This window comes from Pseudotabrizicola sp. 4114 (genome assembly GCF_031457365.1).
Lineage (GTDB): Bacteria > Pseudomonadota > Alphaproteobacteria > Rhodobacterales > Rhodobacteraceae > Pseudotabrizicola.
In genome coordinates this window covers 614,374-631,167 of sequence record NZ_JAVDWP010000001.1, presented here as the reverse complement: position 1 = coordinate 631,167, position 16,794 = coordinate 614,374, and the positions used below count along the sequence as shown (strand labels likewise).

Below are 16,794 nucleotides of genomic sequence, written 5' to 3'. Positions count from 1 at the left end.
TGCCGCCCCCCTCTTGGCGCAAGCGCCAATTCACCGCCTGCGAGTATTTTTGCCAAGATGAATGACAGAGGCGCGCCGGTCAGGACCAGCGCACCGCGACATCTGCCGGGCGCGAGCCTGCGATGGTGCGGCGCACGTTTGGCATGTCATTGCTCTCGATCCACGCCCGCGCGGCTTCCGGGGTTTTGCCATGATGCAGCCAACGCCGCATCAGGCGCCGGTCGAGTTCGGCTTCAGGCACGTCGATCCAGACGGTCAGGTCAAAGGCGTGGTGCAGGGCTTTCCATGGCCCCTCATTCAGCAGCAGGTAATTGCCCTCGACCACCAGAAACCGGTCGGCGGGCACGACCACATCGGCGGCGGCGCGCGAGAGTTCCATATCGCGGTCAAACACCGGGATCGCCACCTCACCTTCATCCTCATCGCGCAGACGGCGGATCAGGGTGAGGAAGCCTTGCACATCAAAGGTCTCGGGCGCGCCCTTGCGGGCACGCAGGCCCCGGGCATTCAACACCGCATCGTCATAGTGAAACCCGTCCATCGGCACCACCCGCGCGCCAGTGCCAAGCGCGGCAACCACCGCCGCTGCGAGGGTGGACTTGCCGGCGCCGGGCGGCCCGGCAAGGGCGGTCAGAAACCGCCCCTGCCCGTCTGCGCGGGAGCGGATCAGATCGGCCAGGCCCTCGGGCGTCATGCGGTCTCTGCCAGGCCTTCGGGCAGTTTTGCCCCGGTCATGAAGGCCACCGCGTCCGACATCGAGTATTCGCCCGGCTTGATCACACACAGCCGCTTGCCCAGCCGGTGAATGTGGATCCGGTCGGCCACTTCGAACACATGCGGCATGTTGTGGCTGATCAGGATGATCGGAATCCCCCGCGCGCGCACATCGCGGATCAGCTCCAGCACCCGGCGCGATTCCTTGACGCCCAGCGCCGCCGTCGGCTCGTCCAGGATCACCACCTTGGAGCCGAACGCCGCTGCCCGCGCCACCGCCACGCCCTGACGCTGGCCACCCGACAGGGTTTCCACCGCCTGATTGATGTTCTGGATCGTCATCAGACCCAGCTCGTTCAGCTTTTCGCGGGCGAATTTCTCCATCCGGGGGCGGTCCAGCTTGCGGAACACCGAGCCCATGAGCCCCGGCGCGCGCAATTCGCGGCCCATGAACATGTTGTCGGCAATCGACAGGGCCGGTGACATGGCAAGGGTCTGATACACCGTCTCGATCCCCGCTGCGCGGGCCTCGATCGGGGTGGAGAACCGCACGGGTTTGCCCTCCAGCATGATCTCGCCCTCATCGGGGATGACCGCGCCCGAGATCGCCTTGATCAGCGTGGATTTGCCTGCGCCGTTGTCGCCGATCACCGCAAGAATTTCACCGGGGTAGAGGTCAAAGTCGCAATGATCCAGTGCGGTCACCTTGCCATAGCGTTTGACAAGGTTTGTGCCTTTCAGAAGCGGTTCCATCAGCTTGCCACCTTTCTGATCCATTGATCCACGGCGACCGCAAAGATGATCAGCACGCCGATGAGAAAGAACGTCCATTGCGGGTCGGTGCCCACCAGCCGCAGGCCCATCTCGAACACGCCCACGATCAGCGCGCCAAAGAACATGCCGACGATGCTGCCACGCCCGCCGAACAGCGAGATGCCCCCGATCACCACAGCCGTGATCGACTGGATATTCCCCAGCTGCCCGGTGGAAGCGGTCGGCGAAACCGAGCCGAAGCGGCCGATCATCACCCAGCCTGCCACGGCGCAGAAGAACCCGGCCAGCGCATAGACCTGAATCAGCACCTTGCCGGTCGGCACGCCCGCCAGCTCTGCCGCCTGCGGATCATCGCCGGTGGCATAGACATGCCGGCCCCAGGCCGTGTTGCGCAGGATCCACGCCATGATGGCAACCAGCGCAATCATCAGGAACACCGCGTACAGGATTTTGACTCCGCCGGGCTGGATCGACCCGCCCCAGAGCTGCAGGGCCGGGGCGGTTGTCGCGATGTCAGAGGATCGTATCGTCTCGTTGGCCGAAAAGATGAAGTTGGCTGACAGCAGGATCTGCCATGTGCCAAGGGTCGCGATAAAGGGGGGCAGCTTCATCTTGGCAATCAGCAAGCCGTTCATGGCCCCCATTGCGGTGCCGAGGATCAGGCCGATGACGATGGCGATCTCTGCCGGAACGCCATAGCGAAAGGTGGCCTGCCCCATAAGAACCGAGGAAAACACCGCAATCGCGCCAACCGACAGGTCGATGCCGGCGGTCAGAATGACAATGGTCTGCGCGCAGCCAAGAATGCCAACGATGGCAATCTGCTGCAGGATCACCGACAATGTGCCCGCCTTGAAGAAGTTCTCGGCAAGAACGCCAAACACCAGCAGTGCCACCACCAGCACAATCATCGGCACCGCAGAAGGTGTCTGATGCAGCCAGTGTTGCAGCCGCTTCAGCGGGCTCTTCTCTTCGTGGAATTCGGCCACCTTTTCCGAGGCGCCTTTCAGGCCCTCTTCGAAGCTGGAAGCCGTTTTTGCATCCGTCATGTCATTCCCCTCCCCCGGCACAGCGGTCGTGGCTGTGCGATGGCTATGACAAGGGCGGCGCGATGGCCGCCCTTGATACGTTACACTGAGGTCAAGTGATCCCGCAAATCAACTGCGGAGTCAGAACCGGACCGGGATCAGCCCCAGCACAGTTCCGTGCCTTTGGTGGTGTCGATCGACTCCACACCGTCAACCGGCTTGTCGGTGATCAGGGCCACGCCGGTATCAAAGAACGCCTTGCCTTCGGTCGGCGCCGGTTTGGTGCCATCCGCCGCGAACTGGGCGATTGCCTCAACACCCAGAGCCGCCATCTGCAGCGGGTATTGCTGGCTGGTCGCACCGATCACGCCGTCCTTGACATCCTGCACACCCGGGCAACCGCCATCGACCGAAACGATCAGCACGTTTTCCTTGCCAGCCGCTTTCAGCGCTTCAAACGCACCGGCAGCCGAAGGTTCGTTGATGGTATAGACCACGTTGATATCCGGGTCTTTGGCCAGCAGGGCTTCCATCGCTTTCAGACCGCCTTCTTCGTTGCCCGAGGTGACTTCGTTGCCGACAATGCGCGGATCGGTCTCGTCGCCCCATTTGTTCGGGTCGGCCAGATCAATGCCCATGCCTTGCAGGAAGCCCTGATCGCGCAGCACGTCGACCGAAGGCTGCGCGATGGACAGGTCCAGCAGCGCGATCTTGGCATTGGCGGCGTCTGCGCCCAAAGTGGCGTTCGCCCACTGACCGATCAGCAGACCGGCCTGAAAGTTGTCGGTGGCAAAGGTCACGTCCGCCGCGTCAATCGGGTCCAGCGGGGTGTCGAGCGCGATCACCAGCACGCCTGCAGCGCGGGCAGCGGCAACCGAGTCCACGATTGCCTTGGTGTCGGATGCTGCAATCAGAATGCCTTTTGCGCCGTCGGCCACACAGGCCTCAACCGCTGCGACCTGGCTTTCATGGTCGCCGTCGATCCGGCCAGCGTAAGATTTCAGGGTCACGCCCAGCTCGGCGGCCTTGGCTTCGGCGCCTTCTTTCATTTTCACAAAGAACGGGTTGGTGTCGGTCTTGGTGATCAGGCAGGCGCTGGTCTGAGCCGAGGCTGTGGTTGCCATCAGCGCAAGCGCGGCCGAGCCCATAAGGGCTTTCATCGAAAGTTTCATGCGGTTCCTCCCAAGGATGTCAGAGGCGTCGGCCCCTGCTGCAAGTTTTAGACGCAGCCGTTCCTCCTGCTGCGGTTCGCTTACAAAACCCGATTCGGGTCAGCGCGTCAATATAAATAAATAAGAGTGATTTAATATTGACAGAAGGGCTGAATCATCCTCAACCTGTGACCGGGGAGGAAGCCGTCGGGCACAGCGCCTGAGGGTGACACAACACATGCTGATCGGAATACCATCCATTCTGGGGCCAGAGCTGCTGGCCACCCTGCGCGCCATGGGTCATGGCGACGAGATTGCCATCGTCGATGGCAACTACCCCGCGCAAGAGCATGCCCGCCGCCTGGTGCGCGCCGATGGTCATGGCCTGCTGCCGCTGTTGCAGGCGATCCTGACTGTGCTGCCGCTGGATGATGACGCGCCCTTTGCAATCTGCCGCGCCAGCCTGCACAACGACCCCGACCACTCAGGCCCGATCCACCACGAGATCGAGGCGCTGTGTGGCCGGCTAAAGCCCGGCTATGCGGTGCAGCCAATGGCAGGTGACACCCTGTACCCACGCATCCGCGCCGCGCATACCATCGTTGCCAGCAGCGAAACCGCGCTTTATGCCAATGTCATTCTGCGCAAAGGCGTGATCAGGGGAGACGGATGACACCCTTCAGCGATGCCGCACCGAGTCCGGACCGCACCGGCACCGATGATCCGGTGCTGCGCGGCACCAATCAGTCCGGCATGCGCGCCCAGAATGAACGGCTGGTGCTGACCTTGGTGCGCCAGCACGGGGCATTGGCGAAATCCGACATTGCCCGCATCACCGGCCTGTCGGCGCAGACGGTTTCGGTCATCATGCGCGCGCTGGAACAAGACGGGCTGCTGGCGCGCGGCGAGCCGCAGCGCGGGCGTATCGGCCAACCCTCGATTCCGATGTCGATTGCACCTGAAGGCGCGTTTTTCTTTGGGCTCAAGATCGGGCGCCGCTCGGCGGATCTGACGCTGGTGGATTTTCTGGGCCGGGTCTTGCGGCTGGAGCGGCAGGTCTACCGCTATCCCACCCCGGGGGCGGTGGTCGATTTCGTATCAGTCACCCTGCCCCTGATGATCGCGGACCTGCCTGCCGCCGCGCGCGGGCGCATTGGCGGTCTGGGCGTGGCAATGCCGTTTCAGCTGTGGAACTGGGTGCAATCCATCGGCGCGCCACAGGCCGAAATGGATGCCTGGCGCAGCCGCGACATTCAGGCCGAACTGGCAGCGCTGACAGGTATGCCGGTGTTTGTGCAGAATGACGCGACCGCTGCCTGCGGGGCCGAACTGGTGTTCGGCACCGGCGAGCGGCCCAAGGATTTTCTGTATTTCTACTTCGGCACCTTCATCGGCGGTGGTCTGGTGCTGAATGGCCAGCTGTTCACCGGGCGCAGCGGCAATGCAGCGGGCGTCGGCCCGATTCCGGTGCCCGGCCCGGATGGCACAACCCGGCGTCTGCTGGATGTGGCGTCGATGTCGGTGCTGGCCGACGCGATGGAGGCGGCGGGCGAGCCGTCAGACCATCTGTGGGCGCAGCATCTGGACTGGCGGGTCAGCCAGCCGGTCCTGACCGCATGGATGGACAGCGCAGCCTGCGGTCTGGCCCATGCCATCCTGTCCGCCGCCGCCCTGATCGAGCTGGAGGCGGTGCTGATCGACGGCTGGATGCCAACCGCCATCCGCGCCGAGCTGACCGCCCGTACCCATGACGCGCTGCACCGGCTGGATCTGGCCGGAATCGATGCCCCCGCCATCCGTCAGGGCACGGTCGGGGCCAATGCGCGGGTGCTGGGTGCCGCCGCCATCCCCCTGTCGCACCGCTATCTGATCGACCAGAATGCCTCGGGCCGCGACACCTAGTCGCGGTTGCCGCGCCGCCTTATCGCGTTTTTGGGGGTTGCCAGCCCTTCTGCTGCCGAAAATGCTTTCCGTCACCGGTTGTGGGCCCTAAAGGTCTTGAAAATGTTTTCGCAAGGTCTTTGATCGGCAAAAACCCGCCGCGACGATAACGACGCAAAAACGCCACGCCACGACGAGGGAACGCCGTTTCATGTCACTCGCCCTGATTGCTGCGCTGCCTTTTCTTGGTGCGCTTCTTCCCGGTCTGATGATCCGCGCAGGCAAGAATGCCTGCGCCATGGTAACCGGATCTGTCACCGCCCTTGCCCTTCTGATGCTTGGCCTGAACGCCCCCGCCGTCCTGCGCGGCGAGGTGGTGCAGACCCGGATCGAGTGGATCCCGTCGCTGGGCCTGAACGCCAATTTCTTTCTTGACGGTCTGGGCCTGCTGTTCGCCGGTCTGATCCTTGGTATCGGGCTCTTGATCATCCTGTATGCGCGATTTTACCTCGCGAAATCTGACCCGATGGGGCAGTTCTACACTTACTTGATGCTGTTTCAGGGCGCGATGGTCGGCATTGTTCTGTCCGACAACATCCTGCTGTTGCTGGTATTCTGGGAGCTGACCTCGCTGTCGTCGTTCCTGCTCATCGGCTATTGGAAACACCTGCCCGAAGGGCGTCAGGGCGCGCGGATGGCGCTGACCGTCACCGGCGGCGGCGGCCTTGCGATGATCGCGGGCATGCTGATTCTGGGCAATATCGTCGGCAGCTATGACCTGTCGGTCATTCTGGAAAACAAGGATGCGATCCAGTCGTCTGACTGGTATCTGCCGGCGCTGATCCTGATCCTGCTGGGCGCGTTCACCAAATCGGCGCAGTTCCCGTTCCATTTCTGGCTGCCGCATGCCATGGCCGCGCCCACCCCGGTGTCGGCCTATCTGCACTCGGCCACCATGGTCAAAGCCGGGCTGTTCCTGATGGCCCGGATGTGGCCGGTGCTGTCGGGCACGCCGGAATGGTTCTACATCGTCGCGACCACAGGCCTGATCACCATGGTGATGGCCGCCAAGATCGCGCTGTTCAAGGATGACCTGAAGGCACTGCTGGCGTTTTCCACCGTGTCGCACCTTGGCCTGATCACCATGCTGCTGGGCTTTGGCACCCCGGCTGCGGCGACCGTGGCGGTGTTTCACATCATCAACCACGCCACCTTCAAGGCAGCGCTCTTCATGTCGGCAGGCATTGTCGATCACGAGGCGCATACCCGTGATCTCAAACGCCTTGGCGGCTTGCGCACGCTGATGCCGATCACCTTTACCATCGTCACCATCGCGTCCTTGTCGATGGCGGGCATCCCACCGCTCAACGGCTTTTTGTCGAAAGAGTTGATGCTGGAGTCAGCGTCGCAAACCGCATGGATGGCAAATCCTTGGCTCTTGGGCGCACTTGCCACCATCGGCGCGCTGTTCTCGGTCGCCTACAGCTTTCGGTTCATCGCCCACGCCTTCCTTGGCCCGGTGCGCACCGATTACCCAAGCAAGCCACATGACCCCGGCTTTGGCCTCTGGGCTGCCCCGGCCCTGCTGGCCGGTCTGGTGATCCTGATCGGCCTGTTCCCGATGGTGACCGCCGCATGGCTGGTCAATGCCGCCGCGAGTGCTGTCACGGGTGAGGTGGTGAGCGTCAAGATCACCCATTGGCATGGGCTGTATGCCCCCGCCCTGTGGATGTCGCTTGCGGCTGTCGGTGGTGGTCTGTTGCTGATGGGCCTGCATCCGCGCCTGATGGCGCTGTGGATCGCAACCCCCCGGCCCGAGGCCAAGCGGATCTTTGACGGCATTGTCGAACCCTTTGCCGCCCTTGCCGGGCGCATCGCCAACACCCTGCATGACGGGGCGCTGACCCGCTATATCGCCATCGGCACATTGGCGATTGCGGCGGCGTCTTACTATGCCTTTGACACCGGCTCCCATGCCGTGGGCACCCGCGATCTGATGCCGGTCCACCCGGTTCCCGTGCTGGGCTGGCTGGCTCTGGTGCTGGCAACCGTGGCCATCGTGATCTATCACCGCCAGCGCCTGCTGACGCTGGTTCTGGTGGGGATCGTGGGCTTGATGGTTTCGGTCAGCTTTGCCTATTTCTCGGCCCCCGATCTGGCGCTGACCCAGATCTCGGTCGAGGTGGCAACGATCATCCTGATGCTGCTGGCGCTGAATTTCCTGCCAAAGGCCACCCCGATGGAAAGCAGCCCTGTGCGCCGCACGTGGGATGGCGCCATCGCCGTCATCGCAGGTGTCGGCATTGCCGCACTGGCCTATGCGCTGATGACCCGCGATCAGGCGTTCAGCCCGATTTCCGAATATCACATCACCAACTCCAAACCGGGGGGCGGCGGCACCAATATCGTCAACGTCATTCTGGTCGATTTCCGGGGCTATGACACCTTTGGCGAGATCATCGTGCTGGGCATCGCCGCGCTGGTGATCTTTGCCCTGACCGAAGCGCTGCTGCGCGCCGGTCCTGCCAATGACCGGCTGCTGGCCTGGCGGCCCGATCAGCGGCGCGCGGGCGACCGTCACCCGATGATGCTGGTGGTGGCCACCCGGGTCATGCTGCCCATCGCGCTGATGGTGGGGGTGTTCATCTTCCTGCGCGGTCACAATGAACCCGGCGGCGGCTTCATCGCCGGTCTGATCGTGGCGATTGCGCTGATCATGCAATACATGGCTTCGGGCTTTGCCTGGACAGCGGCACGGCAAAAGGTCGATTACCACGCGCTGATCGCCTGTGGCGTGCTGATCGCTGCCGCCACCGGCATCGGCGCATGGTTCAACGGTCTGCCCTTCCTGACCTCGGCCTTTGGCTATGTCACGCTCTGGCCGCTGGAGACGTTTGAGCTTGCCACCGCCGCCCTGTTCGACCTTGGCGTGTTCCTGACCGTTCTGGGGGCGGTGATGCTGGCCCTTGCCTCGCTGTCCCGCATCGGCCTGCGCGCCGGAGAGACCATCAACGTGCAACCCTTTGACATCGACCCGTCCGAAGGCCGCACCCTCAACTCCGGGGAGGTCCGCTGATGGAGGCTCTTGTCGCATCCGCAATCGGCATGATGACCGCCGCTGGCGTCTACCTGATGCTGCGCCAGCGTACGTTTCCTGTCATTGTCGGGCTGACCCTGCTGACCTACGCGGTCAATGTGTTCATCTTCACCTCGGGCCGGCTGGCAACCAACATGCCTGCGATCTACGGTGAGGGTGCGCCCGGCTATGCCGACCCGCTGCCACAGGCGCTGGTGCTGACGGCCATCGTGATCTCGTTCGGGATGACGGCGGTGATCGTGATGATGGCGCTGGGGGCCTTTCTCGAATCTGGCCATGACAAGGTGGATATGAACGACGATGACACCCCGGTGGATGGGGGTCCGAGATGATGTATCACTGGATCTCTGTTCCGGTTCTTCTGCCTGCAATCATGGGCGCGGCAATCGTGCTTCTGATGCGCAACGACCTGCTGTTGCAGCGCGTGTTTTCACTGGCCGCCGCGCTCGGCCTGCTGGCGGTCAGCATCGCGCTGCTGGTCGCGGCCAGCAACGAGGGCCCCGAAATCTACATGCTCGGCGACTGGCCCGCGCCCTTTGGCATCGTGCTGGTGCTGGACCGGCTGTCGGCGATGATGGTCACGCTGACTGCCGTGCTGGCAGTTGCGGTTCTGCTCTACACCATCGGCTCCGGCTGGGACACGCGCGGGCGGCATTTCCACGCGCTGTTCCAGTTTCAGCTGATGGGGATCTGCGGCGCGTTTCTGACCGGCGACGCCTTCAACCTTTTCGTGTTCTTCGAGGTTCTGCTGATCGCCTCGTATGGTCTGATGATCCACTCCGGCGGCAAGGACAGGCTGCGGGCGGGCGTGCAATACGTTGCCTTCAACCTGGTCGGCTCGTCGCTGTTCCTGTTTGCGCTGGCGGCGATCTATTCGATCACCGGCACGCTGAACATCGCCGATCTGGCGGTCAAGGCGGCAGAGCTGCCGCAGGGCGACGCTGCCCTGTTCCGGGTGGCGGCGGTGATGCTGATGATGGTCTTTGCCATCAAGGGCGCGCTGGTGCCCTTGCAGTTCTGGCTGCCCGGCACCTATTCCAACGCCCCCGGCCCGGTGGCGGCGCTGTTCGCGGTGATGACAAAGATCGGGGCTTATGCGGTGATCCGCTTTGGCGTCATCGTCTTGCCGCCCGGCCATCCGGTCACCGGCACCCTGATCTCTGACCTGATGCTGCCCGCAGCGCTGCTGACGCTGATCATCGGCGCGCTTGGCATTCTGGGGGCGACCACCCTGTCGCGGCTGGCGGCTTTTGCCGCCGTGGCGTCAATGGGTACCGCCTTTATCGCGATCTCGGCCTTTACGCCCGCGTCCACCGCGGCGGCGCTCTATTACATGGTGCATTCCACACTGGCCGGGGCGGCGCTGTTCCTGATCGCCGATCTGGTGACCTATCGCCGCGCGCATGACGGGCTGCACCAGGCGCTGCCGCCCATCGCGCAGGCCGGGCTGATCTCGGCCCTGTTCATGACCTCGGCCATCGCCACCGCCGGGATGCCGCCGCTGTCGGGCTTTATCGGCAAGCTGCTGGTGCTGGACGCGCTGCGAGATCAGGCGGCGCTGGTGTGGTCGGTGATCCTTGTGACCTCGCTGATCACCATCGTCGGCTTTGCCCGCGCCGGGTCCAGCCTGTTCTGGAAAGCCCACGCCTCTGCGCCTGAAGGTGACGGCGCGACCCATCCGGCACAGGCGCTGTCCTTTGTCGCTGTGGGCACGCTGCTGGCGGGGCTTGTGGCCCTGACGGTGTTCGCCGGTCCGGTGATCGCTTGGATCGAGGTGACCGCCGCCAGCCTGTTTGACCCCGCCGCCTATATCGCGGCCAACCAATTGCCAGAGGTGAAGTAACATGCTGCGCCGCCTCTTCCCCCACCCGCTGCTGTCGATGCTGCTGTTCGCAACCTGGATTCTGCTGGTCAACCAGATCAAGGTCGGCAGCGTCGTGATGGCGCTGATCCTTGCCACCATCATCCCGATGCTGACCGCCCCCTATTGGCCAAACCGCCCCCCGCTCAAACGGGTGCCTGCCTTTGGCGCTTATGTGCTGCTGGTGATGTGGGACATCATCAAAGCCAATATCGAGGTGGCAAAGATCGTCCTGTTCATGCCCAACGCGGACATCCGCTCCGGATGGCTGGCGATACCGATTGATCTGAAAACGCCCGAAGCCATCACCATTCTGGCGGGCACCATCACCATGACCCCCGGCACGGTCACCTCTGACATGTCGTCCTGTGGCCGCGTGCTGCTGATCCACGCACTGCACGCGCCCGACCCGGATGCCGTCATCACCGACATCAAGACCCGCTACGAGGCACGACTGAAAAGGATATTCGAATGATCCTGCACTACGCCCTTGATTTCGCCTTTCTCTGCTTTGGCCTTGGTCTGGCGATGAACCTGTACCGTGTGTTCCGCGCGCCCGGCGTGACCGACCGCATCCTTGCGCTCGATACCATGGTGATCAACGTCCTCACCCTGATTGTTCTGTACGGCATGCGCACCAAGTCCGGCGTCAATTTTGAGGCAGCACTGCTGTTCGCCATGACCGGCTTTGTCTCGACCGTGGCCTATTGCAAATTCGTCCTGCGCGGCGACATCATTGAATGAGGCTGGCATGACCCTGATCGTCGAATACATTCTTGCCGCCCTTCTGGTCTTTGGCGGCATCTTTGGCCTCGTCGGCAGCTTTGGCCTGCTGAAACTGCCGCAGATGCTGCAACGCCTGCACGCGCCGACCAAGGCCACCACGCTCGGCGTCGGGTCGGCACTGATCGCGTCGATGGCGTATTTCTGGTTTTTTGAGGGACGGCTCAGCTGGCACGAGCTGATGATCACGCTGTTCCTGTTCCTGACCGCACCGATCACCGCGAATTTCATCGCCAAGGCGCAATTGCACCGCGAGATCAACAAGGAAGACCTGCCCCCCACGGGCGTCGGCACCGAATGGGCCACCTATGACCCCGAAGTGCAGGCGGTCAGCCCGATCCTGCTGGATGACCGCGATCCCGGCTGATTTCTGACCAAAAGGTCAAATCGTCGCCGCGTCAGACTTGCCCGCTCGCGGCACCCATGCCACATTGCAGCGAAACTGACCGCAGCAAAGGGCTTGCCGTGACCGCGCTTACCCCCGACGTGCCCGCCACGACCACCGGGCTTGTGGCCCTTGCCCACGCCCGCCCGCCGCATGACCGCAATCCCGGCATGGCGCTGGATCTGGACTGGGTCGCCTCGGTGCAGGCCAATACCTCCGCGATCGAACGCCGCGCCGCGTCTTTGGGCGGTCGGCGCACGGTGAAAAAGGAGTATCAGGCCGCCTGGCTCTTGAAAGCGGTCAGCCTGATCGACCTGACCACCCTCTCCGGCGACGACACCCCCGGCCGCGTCCAGCGGCTGTGCGCCAAGGCCCGCCAGCCGGTGCGGGCCGAGACGCTGCACGCATTGGGCATGGATGGCCTGACCGTCGGCGCGGTCTGCGTCTATCACGACATGGTCGAAACGGCGGTGCGCGCGCTGGAGGGCACCGATATTCCCGTCGCCGCCGTCTCCACCGGCTTTCCGGCGGGCCTGTCGCCTTGGCACCTGCGCGTGCAGGAGATCCGCGAAAGCGTGGCCGCAGGCGCGCGCGAGATCGACATCGTCATCTCGCGCCGCCATGTGCTGACCCAGAACTGGCAGGCGCTCTATGACGAGATGCGCGAGATGCGCGACGCCTGTGGTGAGGCGCATGTCAAAGCCATCCTCGCCACCGGCGAGCTTGGCACCCTGCGCAACGTTGCCCGCGCCTCGCTGATCTGCATGATGGCCGGGGCCGATTTCATCAAGACCTCGACCGGTAAAGAGGGCGTCAACGCCACCCTGCCCGTCACCCTGACCATGATCCGCTGCATCCGTGATTATCAGGACCGCACCGGCATCAAGGTCGGCTATAAACCGGCGGGCGGCATTGCCAAGGCCAAGGACGCGCTGCTGTATCTGGCGCTGATGAAGGATGAACTCGGCGACGACTGGCTCTATCCCGACCTGTTCCGCTTTGGCGCCTCCAGCCTTCTGGGCGATATCGAACGCCAGCTCGACCATTACCTGACCGGCCACTACTCCGCCGCCAACCGCCACGCGATGGGCTGACCATGGCCAGCCTTGCCCCAGCCCTGTCGTTGCCAGTGAGTATTTGGACCAAGATGAAACCCTGCCGCATTCATCTTGGCAAAAATACTCCCGCGCGGAGCGCGCAAGGTAGGGCCGGGTGTTCCCGCCGGGGCGATGTGAGATGATTTCTGAAAGGACCAGACCGTGAGCTCTGTGCGCGAGATTTTCGACTCCATGTCCTACGGCCCCGCCCCCGAGGGCACGGCCGAGGCGCAGGCCTGGCTGGCCGGGCATGATCTGCGCTTTGGCCATTTCATCGACGGCCGGTTTACCGCGCCGGAAAGCCTGTTCGACACTAAAAGCCCCGCCACCGGCAAGACACTGGCGCAGGTCAGTCAGGGCTCTGCCGCTTCGGTCGATGCCGCCGTTGCCGCCGCGCGGCGGGCGCAGCCGAAATGGGCGCGCCTGCCGGGCCACAAGCGGGCGCAATATCTTTACGCCCTCTCCCGGCTGATGCAGAAACACGCCCGCCTGCTGGCGGTGCTGGAGACGATGGACAACGGCAAACCGATCCGCGAAAGCCGCGACATCGACCTGCCACTGGTCGCGCGGCATTTCTACTACCACGCGGGCCTTGCGCAACTGGCCCCCGCCGAGCTGCCGGGGATGGAGCCTCTGGGCGTTTGCGGCGCGGTGATCCCGTGGAACTTTCCGCTCTTGATGCTGGCATGGAAGGTGGCCCCGGCGCTGGCGGCGGGCAATACCGTGGTGCTGAAACCCGCCGAATACACCCCGCTGACCGCCCTGCTGTTTGCCGACCTCAGCCGTGAGGCGGGCCTGCCACGCGGCGTGCTGAACATCGTCACCGGCGATGGTGACACCGGGGCGGCGCTGGTCGCCCACCCCGGCATCGACAAGATCGCCTTCACCGGCTCCACCGCCGTTGGCAAGGCGATCCGCCGCGCCACCGCCGGCACCGGCAAGGCGCTGACGCTGGAGTTGGGCGGCAAGTCGCCCTACATCGTGTTCGACGACGCCGATCTGGACTCGGCGGTCGAGGGGCTGGTCGATGCGATCTGGTTCAACGGCGGTCAGGTCTGCTGTGCAGGCTCACGCCTGCTGGTGCAGGAAGGGGTGGCCGAGCGTTTCCATGCCAAACTGAAACGCCGGATGGATGGCTTGCGCATCGGTGATCCGCTGGACAAATGCATTGATGTGGGCGCGGTGGTCGATCCGGTGCAACTGGCCACCATCACCCGGCTGGTCGATGCGTCAGAGGGTGACAAATACACCGCGGATACGCCGCTTCCCGAGGGCTGTTTCTATCCGCCCACCCTGATCACCGGCCTTTCCGCCGCCTCGCCGCTGATGCAAGAGGAAATCTTTGGCCCGGTGCTGGTCAGCATGACCTTCCGCACCCCTGCGGAAGCGGTGGAGCTGGCCAACAACACCCGCTACGGCCTTGCCGCGACGGTCTGGACCGAGAATGTGAACCTCGCGCTCGACATTGCCCCCAAGCTGCGGGCCGGGGTGGTCTGGGTGAATGGCACCAACATGTTCGACGCCGCCGCCGGGTTTGGCGGCGTGCGCGAAAGCGGCTTCGGGCGTGAGGGCGGATGGGAGGGGTTGCACGCCTATCTGCGCCCCAAGGGCAAGACAGCGGCGCTGAAACCCGTCGCCGCGATGCCCGCGCCGAAAACGGCCACCGTCGAAGGCCTCGACCGCACCGCCAAGCTGTTCATCGGCGGCAAGCAGGCGCGGCCCGATGGCGGCTACTCCCGTGCAGTCTACAGCCCCCGGGGCGCGCTCTTGGGCCAGACCGGAATCGGCAGCCGCAAGGACATCCGCAACGCGGTCGAGGCGGCGCAGGCCGCCAAAGGCTGGGCCCGCGCCACCGCCCACACCCGCGCACAGATCCTGTTCTACATCGCCGAAAACCTGTCGGCCCGCGCCGACGAATTCGCCGCCCGGATTAAAGCGCAGACCGGCAGTTCCGGGACCAATGAGGTAGAGGCCGCGATTGCCCGGCTGTTCACCTATGCCGCCTGGGCCGACAAGTTCGACGGCGCGGTGAAATCGGTGCCCATCCGGGGCGTGGCGCTGGCGATGAACGAGCCCTGCGGCGTTATCGGCGCGCTGTGCCCGGATGAGGCCCCGCTGCTGGGTCTGGTCTCGGTCATGGCCCCGGCGATTGCCATGGGCAACACCTGCGTGCTGGTCCCGTCAGAGCCGTTCCCGTTGTCGGCCACCGATTTCTATCAGGTGCTGGAAACCTCTGACCTGCCCGCAGGCGTGGTCAACATCGTCACCGGACCCCATGCCGATCTGGCCAAACCCCTCGCCGGGCACATGGATATCGACGCGGTCTGGAGCTTTTCGTCAGCCGATGTCTCAACGATCATCGAGACGGAATCGGCCACCAACCTCAAGCGCACCTGGGTCAACCACGGCCGCGCCCGTGACTGGATGGCCGCCGAGGCCGAGGGCCGCAGCTTCCTGCGGCAGGCGACTGCGGTGAAAACCGTCTGGGTGCCTTACGGCGAATAGCCGCAGCCGACTGCTCAGGCATGCCCCGCTGTCGCCGACAGCGTCAGCGGGTCGATCCCCAGCGTTTTCAATGCCTTGACCCATTTTGCGCTGTCATCGGCGGCAAAGATCAGATCCGCCGGCGCATCGGCCAGCAGCCAGTCGTTGCGTAGAATCTCTTCCTCCAGCTGCCCCGGCCCCCAGCCGGAATAGCCCAGCGCCAGCAGGGCCGCATCGGGGCCGTCGCCTTGCGCCAGCGCCTCCAGAATATCCAGCGTCGCGGTCATCAGAAACCCACCGGGCACCGCCATCGTCGCCGGTCCGCGCGGGTAATCCGCCGAATGCAGCACAAAGCCGCGCCCGCGTTCAACCGGGCCGCCGAAATGCACGCGGATGTCACGCCCCTCGGGCGCGCGGGAAATATCCAGATGATCGAGCAGCCCGGCAAAGCTCAGGTCCGGCGTCGGCTTGTTCACGATCAGCCCCATCGCCCCATCCTCAGAATGGGCACAGATCAAAATCACGCTGCGGTCAAAGCGCGCGTCGCCCAGACCGGGCATTGCAATCAACAGCTTGCCACCAAGTTCCATATCCACTGCTCCGAGCGCCGTTTGCATCCCCTCAACATGAGCCTGATGCCGCCCTGCCTCAAGAGGCAAGTGCTACAATGGCTTCCCGTCTTTGTGACTTCCCATTCCCCCTTCACTGCTTATCTTGCCCGTCATGATACGCGCCCTTGCCCTTTGCCTCGCCCTTTGCCCCGCCCTCGCCAGCCCTGTGCAGGCGCAGTCGGTGCGGCTGTCCGATGTGATCGAAGGCGAGTTCCGGCCCGGCTGGCAGACCGCGTCTGGCACCCATATGGCCGCGCTGCATCTGCATCTGGCCCCGAAGTGGAAGACCTATTGGCGCGCGCCCGGCGATGCGGGCATCCCGCCGCAGTTTGACTGGACGGGGTCTGAAAACGTGGGTTCGGTCCGCTTTCACTGGCCCGCGCCGGATGTGTTCCGCACCAATGGCATGCAGACGGTCGGCTATCATGACGAGCTGGTGTTGCCGATCGAGGTCACGCCGAAAGACCCGCGCAAACCGGTGCGGCTGAAAGCCTCGGTCGATCTGGGGGTGTGCAAGGATATCTGCATCCCGACCACCCTGCTTCTGGGCACCGCCCTGCCCGCACCGGGCCTTGCCGACAGCGCGATCAACGCGGCCCTCAAGGCGCGCCCGGCGACCGGGGCCGAGGCGGGGCTGGCCCGCATCACCTGCACGCTGGAGCCGATCCGCGATGGCATGCGGATCACCGCCCGCATGGATCTGCCCGCGCAGGGCAGCGACGAGGTGGTGATCTTCGAATCCGGCCTGTCCAATGTCTGGGTGTCGGAATCGCAGGTGCGCCGCGACGGGCGCAGCCTGACGGCAGTGGCCGACATGGTGCCGCCCTCGGGTGGCCCCTTTGCGCTGAACCGCAGCGCCGTGGTGGTCACCGTGATCGGCGGTCAGGGCCGCGCGGTCGAAATTCGCGGCTGCCCGGCAGGCTGACCG

16 protein-coding genes are annotated in these 16,794 nt (G+C 64.2%); 11 read left to right on the top strand and 5 right to left on the bottom strand.

The genetic code is table 11. The features are described 5' to 3' along the window. Positions 1 to 79 precede the first annotated feature (79 nt). From J2X53_RS03145 to J2X53_RS03130, 4 genes are all read right to left on the bottom strand, one after another. Positions 80 to 694: a nucleoside/nucleotide kinase family protein gene (locus J2X53_RS03145; RefSeq protein ID WP_349035999.1), complete on the bottom strand. Its 615-nt coding sequence runs from the start codon at positions 692 to 694 to the stop codon at positions 80 to 82. Beyond that, the gene (locus J2X53_RS03140; protein WP_349035998.1) at positions 691 to 1,467 is read right to left on the bottom strand and encodes an ATP-binding cassette domain-containing protein; all 777 of its coding nucleotides are present in this window, start codon (positions 1,465 to 1,467) and stop codon (positions 691 to 693) included. Before J2X53_RS03140 ends, J2X53_RS03145 begins: the two co-directional genes overlap by 4 nt. Beyond that, on the bottom strand, positions 1,467 to 2,537 hold the full coding sequence (locus J2X53_RS03135; RefSeq protein WP_349035997.1) for an ABC transporter permease: 1,071 nt from the start codon (positions 2,535 to 2,537) through the stop codon (positions 1,467 to 1,469). Before J2X53_RS03135 ends, J2X53_RS03140 begins: the two co-directional genes overlap by 1 nt. A 137-nt stretch (positions 2,538 to 2,674) precedes the next feature. Further along, entirely contained in the window at positions 2,675 to 3,664 is a 990-nt protein-coding gene (locus tag J2X53_RS03130; RefSeq protein WP_349036299.1) for a sugar ABC transporter substrate-binding protein, read from the bottom strand. A gap of 241 nt (positions 3,665 to 3,905) precedes the next feature. Between J2X53_RS03130 and J2X53_RS03125 the strand changes: the two genes are divergently transcribed. The 10 genes from J2X53_RS03125 to J2X53_RS03080 all read left to right on the top strand — a co-directional run bounded on the left by J2X53_RS03125 (position 3,906) and on the right by J2X53_RS03080 (position 15,276). Continuing rightward, a complete protein-coding gene (locus J2X53_RS03125; RefSeq protein ID WP_349035996.1) occupies positions 3,906 to 4,340 on the top strand; it encodes an RbsD/FucU domain-containing protein in 435 nt (144 codons plus the stop codon). Then, a complete protein-coding gene (locus J2X53_RS03120; protein WP_349035995.1) occupies positions 4,337 to 5,569 on the top strand; it encodes an ROK family transcriptional regulator in 1,233 nt (410 codons plus the stop codon). Before J2X53_RS03125 ends, J2X53_RS03120 begins: the two co-directional genes overlap by 4 nt. Positions 5,570 to 5,759: 190 nt before the next feature. After that, positions 5,760 to 8,624 (top strand): monovalent cation/H+ antiporter subunit A, encoded by a 2,865-nt coding sequence (locus J2X53_RS03115; RefSeq protein ID WP_349035994.1) that lies wholly within the window; start codon positions 5,760 to 5,762, stop codon positions 8,622 to 8,624. Further along, complete coding sequence (locus J2X53_RS03110) at positions 8,624 to 8,977, top strand: Na+/H+ antiporter subunit C (protein WP_349035993.1); 354 nt, start codon at positions 8,624 to 8,626, stop codon at positions 8,975 to 8,977. Before J2X53_RS03115 ends, J2X53_RS03110 begins: the two co-directional genes overlap by 1 nt. Next, complete coding sequence (locus tag J2X53_RS03105) at positions 8,977 to 10,488, top strand: monovalent cation/H+ antiporter subunit D (RefSeq protein WP_349036298.1); 1,512 nt, start codon at positions 8,977 to 8,979, stop codon at positions 10,486 to 10,488. Before J2X53_RS03110 ends, J2X53_RS03105 begins: the two co-directional genes overlap by 1 nt. A 1-nt stretch (position 10,489) precedes the next feature. Beyond that, positions 10,490 to 10,981, top strand: a complete 492-nt coding sequence (locus J2X53_RS03100) for a Na+/H+ antiporter subunit E (RefSeq protein WP_349035992.1) — start codon at positions 10,490 to 10,492, stop codon at positions 10,979 to 10,981. Then, positions 10,981 to 11,250 carry a K+/H+ antiporter subunit F gene (locus J2X53_RS03095; RefSeq protein WP_349036297.1) on the top strand — a complete coding sequence of 90 codons (270 nt, stop codon included), beginning with the start codon at positions 10,981 to 10,983 and terminating at the stop codon, positions 11,248 to 11,250. Before J2X53_RS03100 ends, J2X53_RS03095 begins: the two co-directional genes overlap by 1 nt. Before the next feature lie 7 nt (positions 11,251 to 11,257). Next, positions 11,258 to 11,656, top strand: coding sequence for a Na+/H+ antiporter subunit G (locus J2X53_RS03090; RefSeq protein WP_349035991.1), 399 nt, complete (start codon positions 11,258 to 11,260; stop codon positions 11,654 to 11,656). A gap of 188 nt (positions 11,657 to 11,844) precedes the next feature. Further along, on the top strand, positions 11,845 to 12,768 hold the full coding sequence (gene deoC, locus J2X53_RS03085) for a deoxyribose-phosphate aldolase (protein ID WP_349036296.1): 924 nt from the start codon (positions 11,845 to 11,847) through the stop codon (positions 12,766 to 12,768). Between the two features lie 195 nt (positions 12,769 to 12,963). Then, a complete protein-coding gene (locus tag J2X53_RS03080; protein WP_349036295.1) occupies positions 12,964 to 15,276 on the top strand; it encodes an aldehyde dehydrogenase family protein in 2,313 nt (770 codons plus the stop codon). 14 nt (positions 15,277 to 15,290) lie between these two features. Here the strand turns inward: J2X53_RS03080 and J2X53_RS03075 are convergent, their stop codons facing one another. Then, positions 15,291 to 15,845 carry a YqgE/AlgH family protein gene (locus tag J2X53_RS03075; protein ID WP_349036294.1) on the bottom strand — a complete coding sequence of 185 codons (555 nt, stop codon included), beginning with the start codon at positions 15,843 to 15,845 and terminating at the stop codon, positions 15,291 to 15,293. Positions 15,846 to 15,978: 133 nt separating this feature from the next. Between J2X53_RS03075 and J2X53_RS03070 the strand changes: the two genes are divergently transcribed. Beyond that, a complete protein-coding gene (locus J2X53_RS03070; protein WP_349035990.1) occupies positions 15,979 to 16,791 on the top strand; it encodes a protein-disulfide reductase DsbD domain-containing protein in 813 nt (270 codons plus the stop codon). The last annotated feature ends 3 nt before the right edge of the window (positions 16,792 to 16,794 follow it).